The organism is Streptomyces sp. NPDC098101 (assembly GCF_044760185.1).
Classification (GTDB): domain Bacteria; phylum Actinomycetota; class Actinomycetes; order Streptomycetales; family Streptomycetaceae; genus Streptomyces.
This window is the reverse complement of sequence record NZ_JBIWAS010000008.1, coordinates 179,419-201,380: the sequence shown is the minus strand read 5'-3', so window position 1 is coordinate 201,380 and position 21,962 is coordinate 179,419. Positions and strand designations below refer to the sequence as shown.

The following is a 21,962-nucleotide window of genomic DNA, read 5'->3' as shown; positions in this document are numbered from 1 at the left end:
GAAAGCCCTCTCAGTCGATACTGCCCTGCTTGCGCAGTCTGCTCACCCAGGCCTGCGCGGTGTGGCGCGGCACACCGAACCGCTTGGCGACGGCGCCGACGCTTCCGCCGAGTTCCCCGTAGGCCGCCACGACCACGTCGGTGTCGGGCATCTTCCGGTAGGGCCGCGGACGGTCCTCGGCGGAGACCGCGGAAGCCGGGGCGACCGGGGCGAGGGGGACGGGGGCGGCGGGCGCGGGCTCCGCCGCCGGGGCGGCCGAACCGGGGCTGATGGCACGGACCAGCAGGTCGAAGTCGACCGTGGGAAGCGCGCGGTTGTGCAGTCCCGCCCCACCCGCGGCACGCACGGTGAGCTCCACGATGCGGGGCCCGTCCGTGGTGTCGACCCGCACGGTGGTCTGGGGGCCGGTGAGGTCCGGCTCCCCGTCGCTGCCGGTCGGAGTGATGACGATGACGTATTCGCTCATTCTGCGCCTCCTCGAGAGATCGTCAGTCTACTCTCGATGGAGACTGTGACGGGTTCGACGGGAAGCCTCCCTCACGGACGAGAAGCCTCCCCCAGGGACGGGAAGCCTTCCCACGGACGGGAAGGCTTCCCGCGAACCCACCACGGAGTCCTTCCGGACCCGTCACACCGTCGTCAGTGGCCGCCTCCGCCGCCGCCCTTGCCGCGCAGGCGCGGGGCGTCCACGAGGAATGCCACCAGGACGGCGGCGGCCGCGATCAGGGCGCCGGCCGTCAGCGCGCCCGTACGGGTGTCGAGGGTCAGCATCAGGGGGACGCCCACGGCCCCGCCGAGCTGGGTGGTGATGTTGACCATCCCGCCCGCCGTCGCCATGTCCCGGGGTTCGGTCCGCTGGGCGAGGGTGCCGTTCGCCGAGATCATGATCCAGGTGATCCCGAAGCCCATCAGCAGCACCGAGGGCAGCACGCCCGTGGCGTACGGGGTGCCGGGCCCGGCCGAGGCGAGCCAGGCGGTGGCCGCCGCGACGAGCGCGGTGCCCGAGGCGAGGAGGGCCTTCGGGGTGAGCGTCCGCAGCAGGAGGGGCGCGCCGAACACCGAGTTCGCCACGACCACCGCCGCCAGCGGCAGGATCGCCAGACCCGCCCCGGTGGGGGACCAGCCCGCCCCTTCCTGGAGCGTGTAGCTGATCACCGTGAAGCCGCCGAAGGTGCCGATGTTGGCGGCGAACACGGCCAGGAAGACCCCGGCCCTGGTGCGGTCCCGCAGCACCCGGAGGGGGAGCAGCGGGCCCGTGGTGCGGGGCCCGGCCGGCTCGTCCGCCGGGATCGCGTACAGCGCGACGGCGACCGCGAACACGGCGAGCGGAGCGAGCCCGTACATGCACCACCGCCAGCTCGCGTGCTCGGTCAGCAGGCCGCCGAACAGGACGCCGAGCCCGCCCCCGCCGCCCGCCACGGCGGTGAACACGCCGATGGCGGTGACCCGTTCGCGCGGGTCGGGGAAGGTCCTGGCGAGCAGCGCCATGCTGGCCGGGGCGAGGGCGAGTGCTCCGAACGCGCCCTGGAGGGCGCGCAGGAGGAGCAGTTCGCCGGAGCCGTCGGCCGTGCCGGTCAGCAGCGAGGCGGCGCCGAAGCCGGCCAGGCCGGTGACGAACGCGCGGCGCCTGCCCAGGCGTTCCGAGAGCCGCCCGGCGGGCAGGAAGAGCAGCCCGAAGGCCAGGGTGTACGCGGAGACCACCAGGGCCCGCTCCGTGCCGGTCAGCCCCAGCTCCCGCTGCACCGAGGGGAGCGCCACCGGCACCAGGTTCATCTCCATCACCAGGGTGAGCTGGGCGGCGGCCAGGGCCGCGAGGGCCCACCAGCGCAGCGGGGAGGCGGCGGGGGGATCCCCGGCGGCCCCGGCCCGCGCGGGAGCGGTGTGGGCCGTGGTCATCGCTCCTCCGCGATCAGCCGGGCGAAGGGCAGCCGGGGGGCGACCTCCTCGGCGAAGAGGGTGAGCGCGCGCGCCGACTCCTCGTAGGACACGTGCCCGGAGTGGGTGGTGAGGGTGAGGTCGACGTCCTCGCCGTACCAGCCGGCGATCCGCTCGATCTGGGCGGCGACCTCGGCCGGGTCGCCCGCCAGCACCCGGCCCGCCTCGACCCGGTCGTCGAAGTCGGAGGAGCCGCGGGTCGCGGCGTCGGCGAGCTTCTCGTACCCCGGGTAGGCGGAGCTGCGGGTGCCCGCCCAGGACAGCGTGGCCGCGGAGATCTTCTCGCCGTACACGCCCTCCAGACGGCGGCCCGCGGCGCGGGCGCTCTCGCCGTCCTCGGCCACGTAGCAGGGGTAACTGAGCTCGATCCGGCCGGTGTCGGGCTCCAGACCGGCGTCCACCCGGCCCTTGCGGTAGGCGGCGATCAGCTCCTGGACCCGCTCGGTGGGGGAGACCGCGGCGATGACCTGGAGGCCCCGGCCCGCCCGCCCGGCGGCGGCGCAGGAGTCGACGCTGGTGGTCACGGCGGAGAACACCGGCGGGTGCGGCAGCTGGGCCGGGCGGGGCAGCAGGGTGACCGGGCCGAAGCGGTGGAAGTCGCCCTCGAAGACGACGTCCTCCTCCGTCCACAGCCGCACGCAGGCCTCGGCGCCCTCCTCGAACCGCTCGCGGCTCTCGTCCATGGGGATGCCGAACGCGGCGAACTCGTCGGGCAGGAAGCCCCGGCCGAAGCCGACGTCGACCCGGCCGTGCGAGATGTTGTCCAGCATGGCCAGCTGGCCCGCCAGCTTGATCGGGTGCGCGAAGGCCGGGATCACGGCGCCGGTGCCGAGCCTGATGCGGTCGGTCACCGCGGCCGCGGCGGCGAGGAACGTGGTGGGGGAGGGGCTGTAGCCGCCGTAGTCGAAGAAGTGGTGCTCCACCACCTTCAGCTGGAAGTAGCCCAGCTCCTCGGCCAGCCGGACCAGGCGCAGCCCCTCGTCGTAGTACTCGGCCGGGTTCTTTTCCCCGGGCCCTGCCGTCGGGAAGTACAGGATGCCGAACCTCATACCGCTCCTCGTTCCGTCCGCCGGTGTGGTGTCGCGTGCCGGTGTGGTGTTTCGTGACGGCTTCCGAGGCTGCCAAGTCCGCCTGGACGGGCCGTCGACGCCGGAGCGGGGAGCGCTGGGCTCCCGATAGAGACTCTCAAGACTTTATTGTTGTGTGTGCAGAGTTTGGGTGTAGTCTCTTGATGTGTTCTCGCGAACGGAGGACCGCTGGAGGATCCACGCCGAGGACCCGGAGGAGTGCACTGATGGGACAGTCCGGAAACGACCGCCGCTCCGTGGTGATCACCGGCGGAGGCACCGGCATCGGCCGGGCCGCCGCCCACGCCTTCGCCGACGAGGACCACGACGTCCTGATCGTCGGCAGGGACGAGACGGCGCTGAAGGAGGCCGCGCACGGCCGGCCCGCGATCCGCCACCTGGCGCTCGACATCACCGCGCCGGGCGCCCCCGAGGAGATCGTGCGCACCGCCGTCGCCGAACTCGGCGGCCTCGACGTCCTCGTCAACAACGCCGCCGTGGTCAAGCGGCAGCCGCTGGAGGACGTCGACCGGACGATCGCCGAGGAGCAGATCGCCACCAACCTGCTGGCCCCGCTGCTGCTCACCCAGGCCGCGCTGCCGCACCTGCGCGCCGCCGGCGGCGTCGTCGTCAACGTCAGCGCCTCCGCCGCCGTCCGCGGCTGGGCGGGCAGCTCGGTGTACGGCGCGACCAAGGCCGGTCTCGACTTCCTCACCCGTACCTGGGCCGTCGAGCAGGCGCCGCACGGGGTGCGGGTCGTCTCGGTCTCCCCGGGGCCCGTGGAGACCGGCATCGCCCGCGCCTCCGGCCTCGACGACGAGCAGATCGCCCGGCTGCGCGCCGCCCAGAAGGCCGGGGTGCCGATGGGGCGCATCGGGCAGCCCGAGGAGATCGCCTGGTGGATCGTCACCATGGCCCGCCCCGAGGGCGTCTTCGCGACCGGCGTGGTGCTGCCGGTCGACGGCGGAGCCGCGACCAAGCTCTGACCGGTCCGGACCGAGCTCTGACCGGTCCGGACCGAGCCGCACCGGTCCGCGCCGAGCCGCACCGCACCAGCCCGGACCAAGCCGCACCGCACCGCACCGCACCGGCCCGGTCCGAGCCGCGCCCGCCCACCCGCACCGGCCCGCGTCGGGTCGGACCCGTCCGCACCAGATCCGTCCCTTCCCCCCTTCAGCTCTGAGGAGACGCATGAGACTCACCGGACCGCGCCTCGACGGGCGCGTGGCCGTCGTCACCGGCGCCGGACGCGGCCTCGGGCGGCGCATCGCCGAGGCGTTCACGGCCCAGGGCTGCCGGGTGGTGGCCTCCTCCCGCACCGTCGACCAGCTCAAGGACTGGGTGGAGGCCCACCCCGGCCGGGCCGCCGCCGTGGCGGCCGACGTCCGCGACCCCGAGGCGGTGGAGGCCCTGATGCGGACCGCCCACGAGCGCTTCAACGGCCTGGACATCGTGGTGGCCAACGCCGGGGTCAGCAGGCCCGGCCCGGCGGCGGCGCTCACGGCCGAGGCCTGGGACGAGGTGATGGGCACCAACCTCGGCGGCGTCGTCAACTGCACCCGCGCGGCCGTCCCCTACCTGGAGGACTCGCCCGCCGGGCGGATCGTCAACCTGTCGTCCGTCCTCGCCTCCCGGCCCGTCAGGGGCGGAGCCGCCTACTGCGCCTCCAAGGCCGCGGTGGAGGCGTACACCAAGGTCTGCGCCCTGGAGCTGGCCGCCAAGGGCATCACCGTCAACTGCCTCGCCCCCGGCTTCATCGACGACGGCATGGGCCGCGAACTGCGTGCCAACGAGGCGGTGTGGGCCCAGTACCGGACCAAGCTCGCCACCGGCCGGATGGGCACGGGCGACGAGGTCGCCCAGGCCGCGGTCTTCCTGGCCGGCGGGGACAGCGGCTACGTCAACGGACACGTCCTCGAAGTCAACGGGGGCGTGTCGTGGTAGCCGACCCCTTCCCCTCGTCCCCCTTCCCCCTGTCCCTCTTCCCCCCGTCCCTCTTCCTCCCGTCCCGTCGTCCCGGCCGTCAGGAGAACCCGCGATGAAGGCGCTGATCACCACCGGCGAAGGCCCGTTCGGCCTGCGGCACGAGGAGGTCCCGGACCCGGTGCCGGCGCCCGGCGAGGCGCTCGTCCGCGTCCGCGCCGCCTCCGTCAACCGGGGCGAGCTGGCCCTCGCCGCCGTCTCCCCGGCCGGCACCCGGCTCGGCTGGGACGTCGCCGGAACGGTCGTGCGGGCCGCGGCCGACGGCTCGGGACCGGCCCCCGGCACCCGGGTCGTCGGCCTCGCCGACGGCGGCGGCTGGGCGGAGCGGGTCGCCCTGCCGGTCTCCCGGCTGGCCGCGATCCCCGACGCCGTCACCGACGAGCGGGCCGCCGCCCTGCCCGTGGCCGCCCTCACCGCCTGGTACGGGCTCCGCAAGGCGGGCCCGCTCCTCGGCCGCACCGTCCTGGTGACGGGCGCGGGCGGCGGGGTCGGCCGGATCGCGGTGCAGCTGGCCGCCGCGGCCGGTGCGCGCGTCGTCGCGTGGACCGGCTCCCCCGACCGGGGCCGGGGCCTCGCCGAACTCGGCGCGGAGGTCGTCTCCACCTACGAGGAGGCGGCGGGCGGCGGCTCGGACGTGCTGTTCGACAGCGTCGGCGGGGAGGTGCTGACCCGGGCCTTCGTCACCCTCCGGCGCGGCGGGACCGCCGTCGTGTACGGGAACACCACCCGCTCCGAGCTGGTGCTCCCGCCCGACTGGGGACGGGCCAGGCCGGGGGTCTCCCTGCACAACGTCTTCCTCTTCGACGAGATCGAGCGCCAGGACCCCGCCGCCGACCTGGGCACCCTGCTGGGGCTCTGCGCGGCGGGCCGGCTCGACCCGCAGGTCGCGGCCACGGCCTCCTGGGACGACCCGGCCGAGGTGCTGAAGCGGCTGGAGGGCCGGTCCGTGAACGGGAAGGTCGTCCTCCGGCTGGGCTGAACCCCCGAGGGACTCCCGGGTGATTCCCCGAGCACCTTCACGAGCGACCACCTCACGAGAGACCGACGAGTGAGCGGGCCCGTCCGTCCTCCGGGCGGGCCCGCCGAGGAGCTGAAGCCATGGTTGTGACGGCACACCGTCCCGCCTCCACCCCCCTCTGCACGTGCACCCGGGGAGCCACGATCTGGCTCACCGGCCTGCCGAGCGCCGGCAAGACGACGATCGCGTACGAGCTGGCCGGACGACTGCGGGGCGAGGGCCACCGCGTCGAGGTCCTCGACGGCGACGAGGTCAGGGCCTTCCTCTCGGCCGGGCTCGGCTTCGGCCGGGAGGACCGCGACACCCACGTACGGCGGGTCGGCATGGCCGCCGAGGTCCTCGCGCGCAACGGCGTGAAGGTCCTGGTCCCGGTCATCGCCCCGTACGCCGACAGCCGCGAGGCCGTCCGCGCGCGGCACCGGACCGCCGGCGTCCCGTTCCTGGAGGTGCACGTCGCCGCCCCGGTGGAGGTGTGCGCCGCGCGGGACGTGAAGGGCCTGTACGCGAAGCAGGCTGCGGGCGAGATCAGCGGGCTGACCGGGGTCGACGACCCGTACGAGGCCCCCGAGGCGCCCGACCTGCGGATCGAGTCCCAGAACCAGACCGTGCGGGAGTCCGCGGCACGGCTCCACGCGCTGCTCGTAGAGAGGGAACTGCTGTGACCGTCGCCGCCGTCCCCGGCACCCCTTCCGCGTACGCGCCCGTCGCCGCCCCGGCGGAGACCCCGTTCGCGCTGTCGCATCTGGACTCGTTGGAGTCCGAGGCGGTGCACATCTTCCGTGAGGTGGCGGGGGAGTTCGAGCGGCCGGTGATCCTGTTCTCCGGTGGCAAGGACTCCATCGTCATGCTGCACCTGGCGCTGAAGGCGTTCGCGCCGGCCCCGGTGCCCTTCACGCTGCTGCACGTCGACACCGGGCACAACTTCCCCGAGGTCATCGACTACCGCGACCGCACCGTCGCGAAGCACGGCCTGCGCCTCCACGTCGCCTCGGTGCAGGAGTACATCGACGCCGGGACCCTGCGCGAGCGTCCCGACGGCACCCGCAACCCCTTGCAGACCGTGCCGTTGACCGAGGCCATCCAGCGTCACCGGTTCGACGCGGTCTTCGGCGGCGGACGCCGTGACGAGGAGAAGGCACGGGCCAAGGAACGCGTCTTCTCGCTGCGCGACGAGTTCTCCCAGTGGGACCCGCGCCGCCAGCGTCCCGAGCTGTGGCAGCTCTACAACGGCCGCCACGCCCCCGGTGAGCACGTCCGCGTCTTCCCGCTGTCGAACTGGACGGAGCTGGACGTGTGGCAGTACATCCAGCGCGAGGGGATCGAGCTCCCGGAGATCTACTTCGCCCACGAGCGCGAGGTGTTCGCCCGCAACGGCATGTGGCTCACCGCGGGCGAGTGGGGCGGTCCGAAGGAGGGCGAGAGGGTCGAGACCCGTCTGATCCGCTACCGGACGGTGGGGGACATGTCCTGCACGGGTGCGGTGGATTCCGACGCCACCACGCTGGACGCGGTGATCACGGAGATCGCCGCCTCCCGGCTCACCGAACGGGGCGCCACTAGGGCCGACGACAAACTCTCCGAAGCCGCGATGGAAGACCGCAAGCGCGAAGGGTACTTCTGATGACTGTCGACACACTGCGTCTCGCGACCGCCGGCTCGGTGGACGACGGCAAGTCCACCCTCGTCGGGCGGCTGCTGCACGACTCCAAGTCGATCCTCACCGACCAGATGGAGGCGATCGTCCGGGCGTCGCGCGGCGACGTCCCCGACCTGGCGCTGCTCACGGACGGTCTGCGGGCCGAGCGGGAGCAGGGCATCACCATCGACGTGGCCTACCGCTACTTCGCCACCGCCCGGCGCCGGTTCATCCTCGCCGACACCCCCGGCCACGTGCAGTACACCCGCAACATGGTCACCGGCGCCTCCACCGCCGAACTCGCCGTCGTCCTCGTCGACGCCCGCAACGGCGTCGTCGAACAGACCCGCCGCCACGCCGCCGTCGCCGCCCTCCTGCGCGTCCCCCACGTCGTCCTCGCCGTCAACAAAATGGACCTCGTCGACTACGCCGAACCCGTCTTCGCCACCATCGCCGAGGAGTTCACCACCTACGCCTCCGAGCTGGGCGTACCGGAGATCACCGCGATCCCGATCTCCGCGCTCGCCGGGGACAACGTCGTGGAACCCTCCGACCGGATGGACTGGTACGGCGGGCCCACCGTCCTGGAGCACCTCGAAAGCGTCCCCGTGGGCACCGACCCCTCCCTCTTCCCGGCCCGCTTCCCCGTGCAGTACGTGATCCGGCCGCAGACCGCCGAACACCCCGACTACCGGGGCTACGCCGGGCAGATCGCCGCCGGCGTGCTGCGCGTCGGGGACGACGTCACCGTGCTGCCCTCCGGCCGTACGACGCGGATCACCGGGATCGACCTGCTCGGCCGTCCCGTCGACACCGCGTGGGCGCCCCAGTCCGTCACGCTGCTGCTCGCCGACGACGTCGACGTCTCCCGGGGGGACGTGATCGCCCCCTCCGGGGCCGCGCCGGACACCACGCGGGACATCGAGGCCACCGTCTGCCACCTGCACGAACGCCCGATCCGGCCCGGGGCCCGGGTGCTGCTCAAGCACGGCACCCGGACCGTCGGGGCGGTGGTCGGGGAGCTGCCGGGCAAGCTGGACCCGACCCGGCGGGACGGCCGGCACGAGCGGCCGGAGAGCCTCGGCGCCAACGACATCGGCTCCATGGTGCTGCGCACCTTCGAGCCGCTGCCCCTCGACCCGTACGCGGACTCCCGCCGCACCGGCTCGTTCCTCCTGATCGACCCGGCCGACGGCGCCACGCTCACCGCCGGCATGGCCGGGGGGTGACGGGCACCGGTCAGCCGGTGAGCACCGCCTCGGACTCCGGGGCCGCCGCGGCGGCGGGCGGCTCCGGGGCGGTGAACTCCGGCATCACCTCCCGGGCGAACAGCCGCATGGTGCGCTCCGACTCCTCGTGCGGCATGTTGCCCGAGATCACCTGGAGGCTGACCGTGCAGTCGCCGTACCACTCCCGGATCCGCCGCACCTGCTCCCGCACCTGCTCGGGCGAGCCGACCAGGGCCTTGCCCTCGTCGACCTGCTTGTCGAAGTTGGCGCTGTTCACCTTGGCCACGATGCGCCGGTAGCCCTCGTAGTCGCCGCTGCTGGTGTGGGCCCAGGCGGACACCGCCTTCACCATCTTGGCGTTGGTGTGGGCCGAGTAGCCGCGGCCGAGCTCCCGGGCGGCGGCCGCGTCCTCGTGGAGGTAGCTGCCGTAGCTGAGGTGGACCTCGCCGGCGGCCGGGTCGTGGCCGGCCTCCGCGAGGGCCCGCCGGTACAGGTCGATCATCTCGCGGGTGCGCTCCGGCTTGTTGATCGAGGGCACCAGCATCAGCCCGCGTCCGGCCCGGCCCGCCGCCTCGCAGGACTCCGGGGTGATCGACGCGGCGACCAGCACCCTCGGGTGCGGGCGCTGGGCCGGGCGGGGCAGCAGGGTGACCGGGCCGAAGCGGTGGAAGCGGCCGCTGAAGACCACGTCCTCGCCCGCCCAGAGGCGCTCGCACGCCTCCACGCCCTCCTCGAACCGCTCGCGGCTCTCGTCCATCGGGATCTCGAAGGCGGCGAACTCGTCCGGCAGGAAGCCGCGGGCGAAGCCCACGTCGAGCCGCCCGTGGGAGAGGTTGTCCAGCATGGCCAGCTGTCCGGCCAGCTTCACCGGGTGGGTGAAGGCGGGGATCACCGCGCCGGTGACCAGCCGGATCCGCCGGGTGCGGGCGGCCGCGGCGGCGAGGAAGGTCACCGGGTCGGGGCTGTAGCCGCCGTAGTCGAAGAAGTAGTGCTCGACCGTCTTCACGTGGTGGAAGCCCAGCTCCTCGGCCAGGACGGCCAGGCGCAGCGCGTCGTCGAAGTGCTCGACCGCGCCCTTGTCGGCGGGCCCGGTGGTGGGGAAGAGGTTGATTCCGAACTTCATGGCTTCTCCGGGGGCCTAGGGGGTGGTGACGAGACGGTGCGCGGACGGGGTGTCGTACGTCCGGCGGTAGTACGTCAGGGGGGTGGCGTCCGGCGCGTGGCCGCCGTGCTCGATGCTGCCGACGAGGACCCAGTGGTCGCCCACGAGCTCGGCGGTCCGCAGCCGGCACTCGGCCACCGCCACGACGTCCTCGGTGAGGACGGGGGCGCCGCAGGCGTGCGGGGACGGGGTCCAGGCCGTGCCGGTGAACTTGTGCTCGTCGGAGGAGGCGAAGCGGTCGGCGAGCGCGCCGCGGCCCGCGGCGAGGAAGTTCACCGCGAAGCCCTTCGCGTCGAGGATGGCCGGCAGGGTGTGGGACCCGCTGTCGGCGCAGACGAGCAGCAGGGGCGGGTTCTTGGACACCGCGGTCACCGCGGTGCAGGTGAAGCCCTTCGGGCCGTCCGCCGCCGCCGTGGTGACGACGGCTACGGAACTGGAGAGCGCTCCGAAGATGCTCCGGAACTGCTCGGGTTCGACAGGCATGGACGCTCGCCCCCAGAGGTGTGGCCTGAGACCTGGACGGGTGGTGGACCCGAGCAGCGTGTCAGGGGCGGCTGGAGCGCAGGTCGAGCCCGGATCGCCCCGGTCAGGAGCGGCCGGTGACCCGGTCGAGGGCCCGCCGCAGCTGCGCCTTGGCGTTGGCGTGCAGGACGAGGGGGACGCCGGGCGGCATCACCCGCGCGGCCAGGACGAGCCGCTCCACCCGGCTGGTGATCAGCGCGAAGCGGAAGCCGGCCAGCACCTCGTAGTAGGGGAGCGGGCCGAGGGGGCGGCCGAGGAGCTCGCCGTAGCGCTCCGCCGTCTCCTCGTGGCCGGGCAGCCCGGCGAGCCGTTCGCCGCCGACGCCCTCGCTCAGGAAGCGGTCCATCCACAGGAACCAGCCGAGGTCGACCTCGGCCGGTCCGAGCCCCGTCATCTCCCAGTCGATCAGCGCGGCGGGCCGCAGGTCCTCCCCGTAGACGACGTTCCCGAGCCGGGCATCGCCCCACAGCAGCCCCGGCGGGCCGGGCTCCGGCGGCAGGTGGGTCCGCAGCCAGGCCAGCGCCTCGGTGAGGACGGGGTCGCCCGCGCGGCCGAAGAACGCCGTGTGCCGCGCGTAGTGTTCGAGCTGCTGCGCGGTCCCGGGCGGGCCGCCGTCCGGCGGGGCCGCGAAGCCGAGCCCGAGCCGGCCGGCGTCGAGCCGGTGCACCCCGGCCATCGCCTCCAGGGTCGCCCACCACAGCCGGGCGCGGTCCTCCTCCGGCAGCCCGGCGATCCAGCCCTGCCGGTGGTACGAGGGGAAGTCCGGCGGCACCCTGCCGGGCACCAGGTCCATGACGAGGAACGGGCCGCCGAGCAGCCGCGCGGAGGGCTCGCAGTGGTGCACGGCCGGGACCGGGACGCCGGTCTCGCAGCCCAGGATCCGCAGCAGCTCGTACTGCTCGGCGATCCTCGGCTCCGGGTAGACGCGGGTGTCCCACGGGGCCGCCCGGACCACGAACCTCCGCTCGGTGCCGTCGGGTTCCTCGGCCGTCACGAACAGGGTGAGGGCGGCGAAGCCGGTGGCCGTGGGCCGCTCGGTGCCGGTGATCCGCAGGCCGTCGAAGGGGGGCGTCCCGGCCAGGGCCGCGGCGTACGCGGAGCCGGTCGTGGCGTGCCGGGCCGTCGTCTCCCGCACGGGCGCGGTCTTCTGCGTGGGAGCGGTCTCCTGTGCGGGCGCCGTCATCGCCGTACCGCTTCCAGGGGCTCCGGGGCCCCGTGGGGGGAGAGCAGGTCGAGCGAGAGGGCCGCGTCGCGGGCGGTCTCCACGCTGAGCGCCGGATTGGCGGCGAGGATCGCCGTCTGGAGGTGCCGCAGCCGGGGCGAGGGCTCCAGGCCCAGCTCGTCGTTCAGCCGCTCGCGGAGCGTGTGGTAGACGTCCAGCGCCTGCGCCACGCGCCCCGACCGGTACAGCGCCAGCATGTACTGGGCGTGCAGGCTCTCGTGCGTCGGGTGGTCGGCGGTCAGCGCGCGCAGCTCGCCCAGCAGCCGGTGGTGCAGGCCGAGCCGCAGCTCCGCCTCGACGCAGCGCTCGAACGTGGTCAGCCTGGTCTCCTCCAGGCCCGCGATCCGCGCCTCCAGGCGCGGCCCGGCCGGCACGTCGACCAGCGTCGGACCCCGCCACACCCCGAGGGCGGCGCGCAGCGCGGCGGCCAGCGCCCGGTCGTCGCCGGACGCCTGGGCGGCCCGGGCGTCGCCCATGTGCCGCTCGTAGCGGTGCAGGTCGAGACCGCCCGGCTCGACGTCGATCAGATAGCCCTGGTGCCGGGTGACGAGGATCCGCTTGGCCTCCTCGGCGCTCGCGACCGAGGGGCAGCCGGCGAGGGCGCGCCGGATGTGCAGCACGTAGGTGTGCAGGGTCTGCACCGCGCTGCGCGGCGCCCGCGTCCCCCACAGCTCCTCTATGCATATCGAGGCCGGTACGGGCGTGTTCGCGTTCAGCAGCAGCAACGCGAGCAGCTGCCGCGTCTTGGGTGCGGACGGAAGATGCGAAATTCCACCGTCATTCATGACGACAGGGCCGAGAACTCCGAATTCCACGAGGGCTCCTCAGGAAGGTGATGGCCGGTGCATCCGAGAACGACCGCGACGCTAGCAATCCGCTCGGACGGATGTCCATGCTCGAAGTAATGCTCTGACCAGGGGCATTGGTCCGGCCGAACGTACCGGCCGGCCGGATTTGTCGGGGAGCCGGTGAAAGCCCAGGTGAGCGACGATGGAGGCGTCCTCGCGCATAGGGAGTGACGAGATCTGTTCCATGTGTTCTCACTTGGCCTTCCAGCGGCCGCTCCTAGTGTTTTCCGGGTCGAACACCCTCCGGATGGGAGTCACTTCTGTGGTTGTATTCATGAACCGCCTCACGATGATCGGGGAGCCCTCGGAGTTCGAAAGGATCTACGCGGAGATCGGCAAAATCATGAGCGCCCGCCCGGGCCTCATCCGGTTCCGGCTCGTCCGCTCCACCAAGGAGGCGGACGTCTACTTCAACATCGCGGAATGGGAGTCCGAGGAGGCGTTCCAGGACGCGCTCAAGACGCCCGAGTTCCGTGCCCAGTTCGAGCAGCTGCTGCCGATCATCAAGGGCGATCCGCACGTGTGCGAGGTCGTCCAGGAGGGTCTGCCGGCGGTCCATGCCTGACCTCGGCCCTGAGCGGGTCGCCGACGGCGTGCACGCGTGGGTCCAGCCCGACGGGGGCTGGTGCCTGAACAACGCGGGTGTCGTCGTCGGCGACCGTTCCGTCCTCCTCGTGGACACGGCGGCCACCCGGGCCAGGGCGGAACGGCTGCGCGACGCCGTGCGCGGCCTGACCCCGCTGCCCGTGCGGACCGTCGTCAACACCCACCACCACGGCGACCACACCCACGGGAACCTCGTGTTCTCGGCGGGGGCGGTCGTCGTCTCGCACGAGCGGACCCGCGCCGAGATGGCGGAGCGCGGGCTCGCCCTGACCAAGGTGTGGCCCGACGCGGACTGGGGCGACCTCGACGTCGTCCTGCCGGACCTCACCTACGCGGACTCCCTGTCCGTGCACCTCGGCGGGGGCCGGACCGCCGAGCTGCTGCACCCCGGCCCGGCCCACACCACCAACGACACCGCCGTGTGGCTGCCCGGCAGCGAGGTGCTGTTCGCCGGCGACCTGCTGATGTCGGACTGCACCCCGTTCGCCCTGATGGGCTCGGTACGCGGGCTCGTGCGGGCCGTCGGCCGGCTGCGCGCCCTCGGTGCCCGCAGGATCGTCTGCGGCCACGGACCGGTGTGCGGTCCCGAGGTGTTCGGGGTGACCGAGGCGTACCTCGCCCGGGTCCTCGACCTCGCCGCGTACGGTCTGCGGCGCGGCCGGGACCCGCTGGCCGTCGCCCGCGAGGCGGGCTACGGCGAGTTCGCGGAGCTGCGGGACCCCGAGCGCCTGGTGGCCAACCTGCACCGGGCGTACGCCGAACTGGAGGGCGCCCCCGAGGGGGCGTACCTTCCCTCGGCCCCGGTGTTCCGCGAGATGGTGGAGCTCAACGGCGGACGCCCCCTGACCTGCCTCGCCTGAGGCCGGCCGGGGGCGTCGCCCTCGTAGGAAGCCCCGGAAGCGGTGTCCGCTCCGGGGCTTCTTCGCGTACCGCGCCGTACGGGGGGAGTTACGGGGGAGCACCGCCGTACCGCAGTACGCGCGCGTGCGTGTGCGCACCGCCGTCGTCCGGCCGTGCGCACACGCCTCCGCGTCACACCGCCCCGTCGTGCTCCACCAGGCGGTAACGGATCCGCAGCCGGCCGTCCTCGCCGCGGACCAGCAGGTCCTCGCCGGGAGCGCTCAGGTGCGGGCGCGGGTCGCCGCCGTCCGGGACCTCGAACACCAGGGCGTAGAACCGGCAGCGCCAGGTGCCGGGCTCCTCGCCCTCGTCCACGATCAGCATCCCCAGCCAGTGGCGCCGGGTCACCGGGCGGGCCGCGAGCCGATCCAGACCGACCCGCATCCGCGCCACGATCTCCGCGCGCCCGCGCCAGGGCTCCGGCTTGACGTTCTGCTCGAAGACGCCGTCCTCGGTGAACGTCTCGGCCCACTCCTCGGCCCGGCCCTCGTCGAGCAGCCGCATCTGCCGGGCGTAGAAGTCCTGGACCTCGATCTGGATCTCCGGCGGCGCGGGCCGCACCGGCCCGGCCGTCCGCACGGGCGCGGTCACGACGCCTCCACCAGGGTCGCGCGGGACTCCGCGTACGCCTTGGCCAGGCCCAGCGTGGCCAGGCTGTTGGTGCCGAGCGCCTTGCGGACGTACGCCTTGGCGTCGGCGAGCGTGCGGTCCGCGCCGAGCACGGCCGTCACCTTCCCGGGGATGACCGTCACCGTGTGCCGGGACGTGGCGACCACGCCGCCGTCGGTCTCGGTGAACGTCCACAGGCCGGTGTGCGCGGCGAGCAGGCCGGGCAGGACCAGCTGCTTGTAGACGATGCGGTCCGGGCCGAGGCTCAGCCGGACCGAACGGGTGGTGTGCACCGAGCCGTCCGGCGCCCGGGTGTCCATCTCCAGGACCTGCACCCCGCCCGGTCGCTCGGTGAAGTCGACCCGGGCCACGTGCGGGAGGCGCTCCTCCCAGGCGTCCGCCCGGTCCACGAAGTCGAACAGGTCGGCGGCCGAGCCGGCGACCGTCACCGAGTCCTCGAAGGAGAAGGTCACCTCCTCGCCGTCCACCACCGCGTTCTCCACGACGTCCTTCAGCCGCGCGAGTTCGGCGGTGCTGTTGCTCTCGACGGCCCGCGCGATCCACTGCTGGTGCTCGGGGGAGTCGTCCACGGCCCGGTAGTCGTGGGTGAGGCGCACCAGGGTGCCGCCGTCACCGGACGGCTCGGCGAACCAGTCGCCGCCCATCGCCGCCACCGGGTGGGCGCTGAGCTGCTGCCGGAAGCCGACCCGCAGGTTCTGCGGGTCGAGGGTGCGGCGCGAGGTCCAGTCCTTGACCTCGCCGTTGGCCTGCGCCCACAGGTGGATCAGTTCCTCGCTCGTGCCGTCGTCGTGCGCGACGGTCTCCAGGACCTCCGCGTGGACGGTCGGGGTGAACGCGGCCGGCCACCGGGTCACGTCGGCGATCACCGCGTAGACCTCGGACGGCGGGGCGTCGATCAGAACGGTGTGCTCGGTGTGGTGCTCCACTGCTGCTGACATCTGCTGCGTGTCCTCTCGCTCCTCGACTGCGGTGCGGTCAGTAGTTGCCGAGTCCGCCGCAGACGTTGAGCGCCTGCGCGGTGATGGAGGCCGCGACGTCGCCGGCCAGGTAGCCCACCAGGCCCGCCACCTCCTCCGGGGTGGAGTAACGGCCCAGCGGGATCTTGGCGTTGAAGCGCTCCTGCACGTCGTCGACCGTGGTGTCCCAGGCGGCGGCGTAGCCCTGTCGGACCCGCTCGGCCATCGGGGTCTCGACGTAGCCGGGGCACACGGCGTTGACGGTGATCCCGGTCTTCGCCAGCTCCAGGCCCACCGCCTTGGTGAAGCCGATGACCCCGTGCTTCGACGCCGAGTACGGCGCGCCGAGCACCACGCCCTGCTTGCCGCCGGTGGAGGCGATGTTGATGATGCGGCCGCGGCCGCTCTCCCGCATCCCGCCGGTGGAGAGCACCTCGCGGGTCGCCCAGAAGACGCTGTTGAGGTTGGTGGACATGACGTCGAGCCACAGCTCGTCGGCGATGCCCGCGGTGGGGCCGCCGCCGCTGCGGCCGGCGTTGTTGACCAGGACCCCGACCGGGCCGTGGCGCTCGACGGCGGTCCGGACGAAGTCGTGGACCGACGCGGGGTCCCGCACGTCCGCGGCGACGCCGTCGGCGTCGATCCCCTCCTCGCGCAGGATCTTGACGGTGGTGTCGACGTTCTCCCGGGTCCGGGAGCACAGGAACACCCGGTGGCCGTCCCGGCCGAGGCCGCGCGCGACCGCCAGTCCGATGCCGCTGGTGGCACCGGTGACCAGGGCGAGCCGCTGAACCGTTTCGGGCATGATGGTCCTTCCGTTCGGAGTACGGGCGTCGGTGGGCGGCCGGGTCACGGCCGGAGCAGGATGCGGCCGAGCTGGGCGCGGTCCTCGATGATCCGGTGGGCGGCGGCCGCCTCGGTGAGCGGCAGCTCCGCGTGCACGTGGACCTTCAGACGGCCCTCGGTGACGTGCGCGATCAGCTCCTGGAGACCGCTGCGGATGTCGTCCGGGCGGTGCTGCCACCACTGGTCGAGGCCGCAGCCCACGACGTGCTTCATCGGGATCAGGCGCATCGCCGGGACCTGCGGCAGGGTGCCGCCGGAGGCGCCGTAGAAGACGAGCCGGCCGAAGGGCTTGAGCACGTCCAGGCCCGCGAGCAGGATGTCGCCGCCGACGCTGTCGAGGATGACGTCGACGCCCTCGCCGTCGGTGGCCTTGAGGACCTCGTCGGTCCAGCCGTCCGTGCTGTAGTCCACGACGACGTCGGTGCCGTGCTCCCGCGCGAAGTCGGCCTTGGCGGGCGAGCCGACCGTGCCGATCACCCGGCCCGCCCCGTAGTGGCGGACCAGCTGGGTCATCAGGTGCCCGATGGCCCCGGCGGCCGCGTGCACGAGCACCGTGTCGCCGGGCTGGATGCGGGCCGTCTTCAGGACGCACAGCGCGGTCTGCGCGGGGGACGCCAGGATGCTGGCCTGCGCGGCGTCGATGCCGTCCGGCAGCGGGGCGAGGAAGGTGGCGTCCGCGAGGACCAGGTCCGCGTACGCGCCGCCCATCACGGGCGCCGCCACGCGGTCCCCGACGGCGACCGTGGTCACCTCGGGGCCCACCGCCTCGACCCGCCCCACGACGTCGCCGTTGGGGGTGGCCGGCAGCGGCGGCGGGAACGGTCCGGTGCCCCTGCGGCGCTGCGTCTCGACGAAGTTCACGCCGATCGCCTCGGACCTGATCAGGACCTGCCCGGGGCCGGGGGAGGGCACCGGGACCTCCTCGACGGTGAGCACCTCGGGGTTTCCGTAGCTGTGGTAGCGGATGGTCCGCATGTGTGGCCTCCATGGGTGGTCTGCGAGCCTGACCGGACCGTAGGGCGGCGTGCTGGAGGCTCGCTCGCCGTCCCGTGGAGAGCGCCGGGCGCCCCGCGGCGTGCAGCCTCCCTCCAGTCCCGCTCCATGCCCCGGTGCCACCGTCGAAGCACCAACGACAGGTCGCAACGGGAGGAGTACGGATGACTCGACGAGTCGTCATCACGGGACTGGGGGTCGTCGCTCCTGGCGGAATCGGCGCGAAGGCGTACTGGGACGTACTGGCGAACGGCCGCACCGCCACCCGCGCGATCACCTCCTTCGACGCCTCCCGCTACCGGTCGCGGATCGCCGCCGAGTGCGACTTCGACCCGGAGGAGTCGGGGCTCACCCCGCAGGAGATCCGCCGGATGGACCGCTCGGCGCAGTTCGCGGCCGTCGCCGCCGACGAGGCCGTGGCCGACAGCGGCCTGCTCTTCGCGGACCTGCCCCCGCACCGCACCGGCGTGGCCATCGGCACCGCCGTCGGCTGCACCACCAGCCTGGAGAAGGAGTACGTGGTCGTCAGCGACGGCGGCCGCAAGACCCTCACCGACCACCGCTACGGCGTCCCCCACCTCTACGACTACCTGGTGCCCAGCTCGGTCGCGGCCGAGGTCGCCTGGCGGGTCGGCGCGGAGGGCCCGGTCAACACCGTGTCCACCGGCTGCACCTCCGGCCTCGACGCGGTCGGCCACGCCACCGCCCTGATCCGGGAGGGCTCCGCGGACGTCGTCGTCGGCGGCGCCACCGACGCCCCGATCTCGCCCATCACCCTGGCCTGCTTCGACGCCATCCGGGCCACCTCGCCGCGCAACGACGACCCGGCCCACGCCTCCCGCCCCTTCGACCGGAGCCGCAACGGCTTCGTCCTCGGGGAGGGCGCGGCCGTCTTCGTCTTCGAGGAGCTGGAGCACGCGCTGCGCCGCGGCGCCCACATCCACGCCGAGGTGGCCGGCTTCGCGACCCGCAGCAACGCCTACCACATGACCGGGCTGCGCTCCGACGGCGCCGAACTGGCCCAGGCCGTCACCGCCGCACTCGCCCAGGCCCGGGTCGAGCCCGGGGCGATCGACTACGTCAACGCCCACGGCTCCGGGACCAAGCAGAACGACCTGCACGAGACGGCCGCGATCAGGAAGAGCCTCGGCGAGCACGCCCGCACCACCCCGGTCAGCTCGATCAAGTCGATGATCGGGCACTCGCTGGGCGCCATCGGCTCCCTGGAGGTGGCCGCCTGCCTCCTCGCGATGCGCCACGGCCTCGTACCGCCCACCGCCAACCTCCACGACCCCGACCCGAGCTGCGACCTGGACCACGTGCCGCTGACCGCGCGCGAGACCCCGGTCCGCTCGGTCCTCAGCACCGCCAGCGGCTTCGGAGGTTTCCAGAGCGCCGTGGTCCTCACCGGCAACGGCACCGAGAGAGGAGGAGTCGCCCCGTGAGCGGCACCCCGTCCCCCGCGGTCGTCACCGGAATCGGTGTGGTCGCCCCCAACGGCCTCGGCACCGAGGAGTACTGGGCGGCGACCCTGCGCGGCGAGAGCGGCATCGGCCGCCTCACCCGCTTCGACCCCGCCCAGTACCCCTCCCGGCTGGCCGGCGAGGTCAGCGGCTTCGACCCGGCCGCGCACCTGCCGGACCGGCTGCTGCCCCAGACCGACCACATGACCCGGCTCGCGCTGACCGCCGCCGACCTGGCGGTCCTCGACGCGGGCGCCGGACCCGACGAGCTCCACACCCTCGGCGCGGGCGTGGTCACGGCCAGCGCCTCCGGCGGCTTCGAGTTCGGCCAGCGCGAGCTGGAGAACCTGTGGAGCAAGGGCAACGAGTACGTCAGCGCCTACCAGTCCTTCGCCTGGTTCTACGCCGTCAACACCGGCCAGATCTCCATCCGCAACGGAATGCGCGGACCGAGCGGCGTGCTCGTCGCCGACCAGGCCGGCGGGATCGACGCGGTGGCGCACGCCCGCAGGCAACTGCGCGGCGGCTCCTCCCTGATGGTCACCGGCGGCGTCGACTCGGCGCTGTGCCCGTGGGGCTGGACCGCGCAGATCGCCACCGGGCTGCTCAGCACCTCGGAGGACCCGGCCCGCGCCTTCACCCCGTTCGCCGACACCGCGAACGGCTACGTGGCCGGCGAGGGCGGCGCCATCCTCGTCCTCGAACCGGAGGAGTCGGCCCTCGCCAGGGGAGCGCGCCCGTACGGGTCGGTCGCCGGGCACGCCGCCACCTTCGACCCGCCGCCCGGCAGCACCCGGGGCCCCGCCCTGCGGGCGGCGATCCGGGGCGCCCTCGCCGACGCCGGGTGCGAGCCCGGCGACGTCGACGTGGTGTACGCCGACGCGGCCGGCCTCCCCGACAAGGACGCCGCCGAGGCCGCCGCGCTCCGCGAGGTCTTCGGCCCGTACGGCGTCCCGGTCACCGCCCCCAAGACGATGACCGGACGCCTCTACTCGGGCGGCGGACCGCTCGACCTGGCCACCGCGCTGCTCGGTTTCCGGGACGGCGTGATCCCGCCGACGGTCAACGTGGCCATGCCCGACCCGGCCCACGAGATCGACCTGGTCGTCGGGGAGCCGCGCGCGGCGGACGTGCGCACCGCGCTCGTCCTGGCCCGCGGACACGGCGGTTTCAACTCCGCGATGGTGCTGCGCGCCCCGGCGGCCCGCCGCACCCCGACCCCCTGAACCTCCCTCCGCACCGGAGGGGCGCTTTCGACAATCCACGGAGGAAAAGCCATGGCAGCACAGGAGCTCATCACCCTTCAGGACATCGTCCGCGCCCTGCGCGCCGCCGCGGGAGCGGGGGACGGCGCCGACCTGGACGGGGACGTCGCGGACGTCACCTTCGCCGAGCTGGGGTACGACTCGATCGCCGTCCTGGAGACCATCGGCGCGCTGGAGCGCGAGTACGGCTTCAGCCTGGGCGACGAGGCCGTCCAGGAGGCCCAGACCCCGGGGCAGCTGCTCCGCCTGGTCGCCGAGGCCACGGGCAGCGTGGCCGGTCTGGCCGCCTGACCGCGGTGAGGGACGGGGCCGGCCCGCACGACACCACGTCGTGCGGGCCGGCCTTCTTCGCGCCCCCGTGCGGTGCGGACGCCGTACGGACGGAAACCCGTGGCCCCCGGGGAGTCCCCGGGGGCCACGGGCGGTGCGGAGCGGGCGCGTCACCAGGTGACGGGCACCTCGGTGAACCCCTCCACGAGCACACCGGTGTTGCGGCGCAGCTCCTGCGCCGGGACCGTGAGCCGGAGGTCCGGGTAGCGCCGGAGCAGGGTGCCGATCGCCGTCTGGAGCTCCATCCGGGCCAGCGCGGAGCCGGCGCAGAAGTGCGGTCCCGCGCTGAACGACAGGTGCTTGTTGTCGTCCCGGTCGAGCCGCAGCGCGTCGGGCTCCTTGAAGACCTGCTCGTCGCGGTTGGCGGACTCCAGGGCGAGGAACACGGCGGAGCCCGCCGGGATCGTCACCCCGCCCACCTCGATGTCCTCGGTGGAGTACCGCACGGCGGCCAGCTGCGAGAAGAGCACCTGGTAGCGCAGCAGCTCCTCCACCGCCGCCGGGACGAGCGAGGGGTCCTCGCGGACCTTCGCCAGCTCCTCGGGGTGCGCGAGCAGCGTGACGACGGCGGCGGCCAGGTGGTTGGCCGTGGACTCGTACCCGCCCATCAGCAACCCCTGGACCCAGTACAGGAGTTCGTACTCGCCGAGCCGGCTCTCGTCCTCGTCGCGGACCGCGATGAGGGAGCTGATCAGGTCGTCGCCGGGCCGCTCGCGCTTGGCGGCGACCAGGCGCTGGATGTAGCCGAACAGTTCGCCGCGGTAGCGGGCGACCTCCTCGGCGCTGTAGCGGTTGACCGACAGGTAGGCGTCGGTCCACAGCCGGAAGTCCTTCTGGTCCTCCGGCGGGACCCCGAGCAGCCCGCACAGGGTGCGGATGCCGAGCGGGAAGGCCAGCGCCTCGGCGAGGTCGGCGGTGGGGCCCGCGGCCTCCATCGCGTCGAGCAGCTCGTCGACCAGGGCCTGCACGTGCGGGCGCATCTTCTCGACCCGGGCCGCGCTCAGGGCCTTGGTGACGAGCCGGCGCATCCGCGGGTGCTCGGGCGGGTCCAGGCTCACGTTCGGGTCCTGGAACATCGAGTTGTCCTTGGTGATCCGCGGCAGGTCCTCGCTGGAACGGTCGCGGCGCAGCCGGGGGTCGGAGAGCAGCACCCGGATGTCCTCGTACCGGGTGACGACCCACCCCGGGTCCCCGCTGGGCAGGGTGACCCGGACGGCGGGGCGCTCCCGCAGGCCGCGCAGTTCGCCGGGGGCGTCCAGCACCGACGGACGGTTGCCGAACGGGTAGGTCGGGGGGCTCTCGTGCATCGGGCAGGTCGTCAAGGCGGCGTCCTCTCCTCAGGGTGAAACCA

Annotated in this window: 23 protein-coding genes; 11 read left to right on the top strand and 12 right to left on the bottom strand. The window is 73.6% G+C overall.

Features of this window, described 5'->3' with window-relative positions:
- Positions 1-10 precede the first annotated feature (10 nt).
- The 3 genes from ACIQVI_RS29920 to ACIQVI_RS29910 all read right to left on the bottom strand — a co-directional run bounded on the left by ACIQVI_RS29920 (position 11) and on the right by ACIQVI_RS29910 (position 2,984).
- Positions 11-466 carry a hypothetical protein gene (locus ACIQVI_RS29920; RefSeq protein ID WP_403601485.1) on the bottom strand — a complete coding sequence of 152 codons (456 nt, stop codon included), beginning with the start codon at positions 464-466 and terminating at the stop codon, positions 11-13.
- A 173-nt stretch (positions 467-639) separates the two neighbouring features.
- A complete protein-coding gene (locus ACIQVI_RS29915; protein WP_351970135.1) occupies positions 640-1,896 on the bottom strand; it encodes an MFS transporter in 1,257 nt (418 codons plus the stop codon).
- Positions 1,893-2,984, bottom strand: coding sequence for an LLM class flavin-dependent oxidoreductase (locus ACIQVI_RS29910; protein ID WP_351970136.1), 1,092 nt, complete (start codon positions 2,982-2,984; stop codon positions 1,893-1,895). The genes ACIQVI_RS29915 and ACIQVI_RS29910 overlap by 4 nt, the downstream gene beginning before the upstream one ends.
- A gap of 245 nt (positions 2,985-3,229) precedes the next feature.
- On the opposite strand from ACIQVI_RS29910, the gene ACIQVI_RS29905 reads away from it, so the two are divergent.
- The 6 genes from ACIQVI_RS29905 (at position 3,230) to ACIQVI_RS29880 (ending at position 8,868) form a co-directional block, all read left to right on the top strand.
- Positions 3,230-3,988, top strand: coding sequence for an SDR family oxidoreductase (locus tag ACIQVI_RS29905; protein WP_351970137.1), 759 nt, complete (start codon positions 3,230-3,232; stop codon positions 3,986-3,988).
- A 205-nt stretch (positions 3,989-4,193) separates the two neighbouring features.
- On the top strand, positions 4,194-4,946 hold the full coding sequence (locus tag ACIQVI_RS29900) for an SDR family NAD(P)-dependent oxidoreductase (RefSeq protein WP_351970138.1): 753 nt from the start codon (positions 4,194-4,196) through the stop codon (positions 4,944-4,946).
- A gap of 94 nt (positions 4,947-5,040) precedes the next feature.
- Positions 5,041-5,964, top strand: coding sequence for a zinc-binding dehydrogenase (locus ACIQVI_RS29895; RefSeq protein ID WP_390757485.1), 924 nt, complete (start codon positions 5,041-5,043; stop codon positions 5,962-5,964).
- A gap of 119 nt (positions 5,965-6,083) precedes the next feature.
- A complete protein-coding gene (cysC, locus tag ACIQVI_RS29890) occupies positions 6,084-6,665 on the top strand; it encodes an adenylyl-sulfate kinase (RefSeq protein WP_389669122.1) in 582 nt (193 codons plus the stop codon).
- Positions 6,666-6,736: 71 nt separating this feature from the next.
- Positions 6,737-7,624 carry a sulfate adenylyltransferase subunit CysD gene (gene cysD, locus ACIQVI_RS29885; protein ID WP_351970152.1) on the top strand — a complete coding sequence of 296 codons (888 nt, stop codon included), beginning with the start codon at positions 6,737-6,739 and terminating at the stop codon, positions 7,622-7,624.
- Positions 7,624-8,868 (top strand): sulfate adenylyltransferase subunit 1, encoded by a 1,245-nt coding sequence (locus ACIQVI_RS29880; RefSeq protein WP_403601478.1) that lies wholly within the window; start codon positions 7,624-7,626, stop codon positions 8,866-8,868. Before cysD ends, ACIQVI_RS29880 begins: the two co-directional genes overlap by 1 nt.
- A 10-nt stretch (positions 8,869-8,878) precedes the next feature.
- Here ACIQVI_RS29880 and ACIQVI_RS29875 read toward each other — a convergent pair whose 3' ends face one another.
- The 4 genes from ACIQVI_RS29875 to ACIQVI_RS29860 all read right to left on the bottom strand — a co-directional run bounded on the left by ACIQVI_RS29875 (position 8,879) and on the right by ACIQVI_RS29860 (position 12,589).
- Entirely contained in the window at positions 8,879-9,991 is a 1,113-nt protein-coding gene (locus ACIQVI_RS29875; protein ID WP_351970142.1) for an LLM class flavin-dependent oxidoreductase, read from the bottom strand.
- A gap of 15 nt (positions 9,992-10,006) precedes the next feature.
- Complete coding sequence (locus ACIQVI_RS29870; protein ID WP_351970143.1) at positions 10,007-10,513, bottom strand: flavin reductase family protein; 507 nt, start codon at positions 10,511-10,513, stop codon at positions 10,007-10,009.
- A 103-nt stretch (positions 10,514-10,616) separates the two neighbouring features.
- Positions 10,617-11,735, bottom strand: coding sequence for a phosphotransferase family protein (locus ACIQVI_RS29865; protein ID WP_403601473.1), 1,119 nt, complete (start codon positions 11,733-11,735; stop codon positions 10,617-10,619).
- Positions 11,732-12,589, bottom strand: coding sequence for an AfsR/SARP family transcriptional regulator (locus ACIQVI_RS29860; protein WP_351970145.1), 858 nt, complete (start codon positions 12,587-12,589; stop codon positions 11,732-11,734). Before ACIQVI_RS29860 ends, ACIQVI_RS29865 begins: the two co-directional genes overlap by 4 nt.
- Before the next feature lie 307 nt (positions 12,590-12,896).
- Here ACIQVI_RS29860 and ACIQVI_RS29855 point away from each other — a divergent pair, with 307 nt between their 5' ends.
- Together ACIQVI_RS29855 and ACIQVI_RS29850 are read left to right on the top strand one after the other, a co-directional pair.
- Positions 12,897-13,187, top strand: coding sequence for an antibiotic biosynthesis monooxygenase (locus ACIQVI_RS29855; RefSeq protein ID WP_237529249.1), 291 nt, complete (start codon positions 12,897-12,899; stop codon positions 13,185-13,187).
- Positions 13,180-14,088: an MBL fold metallo-hydrolase gene (locus tag ACIQVI_RS29850; protein WP_403601468.1), complete on the top strand. Its 909-nt coding sequence runs from the start codon at positions 13,180-13,182 to the stop codon at positions 14,086-14,088. The genes ACIQVI_RS29855 and ACIQVI_RS29850 overlap by 8 nt, the downstream gene beginning before the upstream one ends.
- A 172-nt stretch (positions 14,089-14,260) precedes the next feature.
- On the opposite strand, the gene ACIQVI_RS29845 is transcribed toward ACIQVI_RS29850, so the two are convergent.
- The 4 genes from ACIQVI_RS29845 to ACIQVI_RS29830 are packed head-to-tail and all read right to left on the bottom strand — an operon-like array spanning position 14,261 to position 17,535.
- Positions 14,261-14,719 (bottom strand): nuclear transport factor 2 family protein, encoded by a 459-nt coding sequence (locus ACIQVI_RS29845; protein ID WP_403601465.1) that lies wholly within the window; start codon positions 14,717-14,719, stop codon positions 14,261-14,263.
- Positions 14,716-15,696: an aromatase/cyclase gene (locus ACIQVI_RS29840; protein ID WP_403601462.1), complete on the bottom strand. Its 981-nt coding sequence runs from the start codon at positions 15,694-15,696 to the stop codon at positions 14,716-14,718. The genes ACIQVI_RS29845 and ACIQVI_RS29840 overlap by 4 nt, the downstream gene beginning before the upstream one ends.
- A 37-nt stretch (positions 15,697-15,733) precedes the next feature.
- The gene (locus ACIQVI_RS29835; RefSeq protein WP_121831485.1) at positions 15,734-16,519 is read right to left on the bottom strand and encodes an SDR family NAD(P)-dependent oxidoreductase; all 786 of its coding nucleotides are present in this window, start codon (positions 16,517-16,519) and stop codon (positions 15,734-15,736) included.
- Positions 16,520-16,563: 44 nt separating this feature from the next.
- Complete coding sequence (locus ACIQVI_RS29830; protein ID WP_351970149.1) at positions 16,564-17,535, bottom strand: zinc-binding dehydrogenase; 972 nt, start codon at positions 17,533-17,535, stop codon at positions 16,564-16,566.
- Positions 17,536-17,717: 182 nt separating this feature from the next.
- Between ACIQVI_RS29830 and ACIQVI_RS29825 the strand changes: the two genes are divergently transcribed.
- From ACIQVI_RS29825 to ACIQVI_RS29815, 3 genes are read left to right on the top strand one after another with little or no spacing between them, the layout of a single operon-like run.
- A complete protein-coding gene (locus ACIQVI_RS29825) occupies positions 17,718-18,998 on the top strand; it encodes a beta-ketoacyl synthase (protein WP_053645746.1) in 1,281 nt (426 codons plus the stop codon).
- On the top strand, positions 18,995-20,242 hold the full coding sequence (locus ACIQVI_RS29820) for a ketosynthase chain-length factor (RefSeq protein WP_351970150.1): 1,248 nt from the start codon (positions 18,995-18,997) through the stop codon (positions 20,240-20,242). The genes ACIQVI_RS29825 and ACIQVI_RS29820 overlap by 4 nt, the downstream gene beginning before the upstream one ends.
- A 51-nt stretch (positions 20,243-20,293) precedes the next feature.
- Positions 20,294-20,572, top strand: a complete 279-nt coding sequence (locus tag ACIQVI_RS29815) for an acyl carrier protein (protein ID WP_121831481.1) — start codon at positions 20,294-20,296, stop codon at positions 20,570-20,572.
- Between the two features lie 149 nt (positions 20,573-20,721).
- On the opposite strand, the gene ACIQVI_RS29810 is transcribed toward ACIQVI_RS29815, so the two are convergent.
- Positions 20,722-21,918 carry a cytochrome P450 gene (locus ACIQVI_RS29810; RefSeq protein WP_351972858.1) on the bottom strand — a complete coding sequence of 399 codons (1,197 nt, stop codon included), beginning with the start codon at positions 21,916-21,918 and terminating at the stop codon, positions 20,722-20,724.
- Between the last annotated feature and the right edge of the window lie 44 nt (positions 21,919-21,962).

Excerpts from the sequence above, each read along its gene's own strand:
- ACIQVI_RS29920 (WP_403601485.1), bottom strand. The coding sequence starts at position 466 with ATGAGCGAATACGTCATCGTCATCACTCCGACCGGCAGCGACGGGGAG.
- ACIQVI_RS29915 (WP_351970135.1), bottom strand. The coding sequence starts at position 1,896 with ATGACCACGGCCCACACCGCTCCCGCGCGGGCCGGGGCCGCCGGGGAT.
- ACIQVI_RS29910 (WP_351970136.1), bottom strand. The coding sequence starts at position 2,984 with ATGAGGTTCGGCATCCTGTACTTCCCGACGGCAGGGCCCGGGGAAAAG.
- ACIQVI_RS29905 (WP_351970137.1), top strand. The coding sequence starts at position 3,230 with ATGGGACAGTCCGGAAACGACCGCCGCTCCGTGGTGATCACCGGCGGA.
- ACIQVI_RS29900 (WP_351970138.1), top strand. The coding sequence starts at position 4,194 with ATGAGACTCACCGGACCGCGCCTCGACGGGCGCGTGGCCGTCGTCACC.
- ACIQVI_RS29895 (WP_390757485.1), top strand. The coding sequence starts at position 5,041 with ATGAAGGCGCTGATCACCACCGGCGAAGGCCCGTTCGGCCTGCGGCAC.
- cysC (WP_389669122.1), top strand. The coding sequence starts at position 6,084 with ATGGTTGTGACGGCACACCGTCCCGCCTCCACCCCCCTCTGCACGTGC.
- ACIQVI_RS29880 (WP_403601478.1), top strand. The coding sequence starts at position 7,624 with ATGACTGTCGACACACTGCGTCTCGCGACCGCCGGCTCGGTGGACGAC.
- ACIQVI_RS29875 (WP_351970142.1), bottom strand. The coding sequence starts at position 9,991 with ATGAAGTTCGGAATCAACCTCTTCCCCACCACCGGGCCCGCCGACAAG.
- ACIQVI_RS29870 (WP_351970143.1), bottom strand. The coding sequence starts at position 10,513 with ATGCCTGTCGAACCCGAGCAGTTCCGGAGCATCTTCGGAGCGCTCTCC.
- ACIQVI_RS29865 (WP_403601473.1), bottom strand. The coding sequence starts at position 11,735 with ATGACGGCGCCCGCACAGGAGACCGCTCCCACGCAGAAGACCGCGCCC.
- ACIQVI_RS29855 (WP_237529249.1), top strand. The coding sequence starts at position 12,897 with ATGAACCGCCTCACGATGATCGGGGAGCCCTCGGAGTTCGAAAGGATC.
- ACIQVI_RS29850 (WP_403601468.1), top strand. The coding sequence starts at position 13,180 with ATGCCTGACCTCGGCCCTGAGCGGGTCGCCGACGGCGTGCACGCGTGG.
- ACIQVI_RS29840 (WP_403601462.1), bottom strand. The coding sequence starts at position 15,696 with ATGTCAGCAGCAGTGGAGCACCACACCGAGCACACCGTTCTGATCGAC.
- ACIQVI_RS29835 (WP_121831485.1), bottom strand. The coding sequence starts at position 16,519 with ATGCCCGAAACGGTTCAGCGGCTCGCCCTGGTCACCGGTGCCACCAGC.
- ACIQVI_RS29830 (WP_351970149.1), bottom strand. The coding sequence starts at position 17,535 with ATGCGGACCATCCGCTACCACAGCTACGGAAACCCCGAGGTGCTCACC.
- ACIQVI_RS29825 (WP_053645746.1), top strand. The coding sequence starts at position 17,718 with ATGACTCGACGAGTCGTCATCACGGGACTGGGGGTCGTCGCTCCTGGC.
- ACIQVI_RS29815 (WP_121831481.1), top strand. The coding sequence starts at position 20,294 with ATGGCAGCACAGGAGCTCATCACCCTTCAGGACATCGTCCGCGCCCTG.
- ACIQVI_RS29810 (WP_351972858.1), bottom strand. The coding sequence starts at position 21,918 with ATGCACGAGAGCCCCCCGACCTACCCGTTCGGCAACCGTCCGTCGGTG.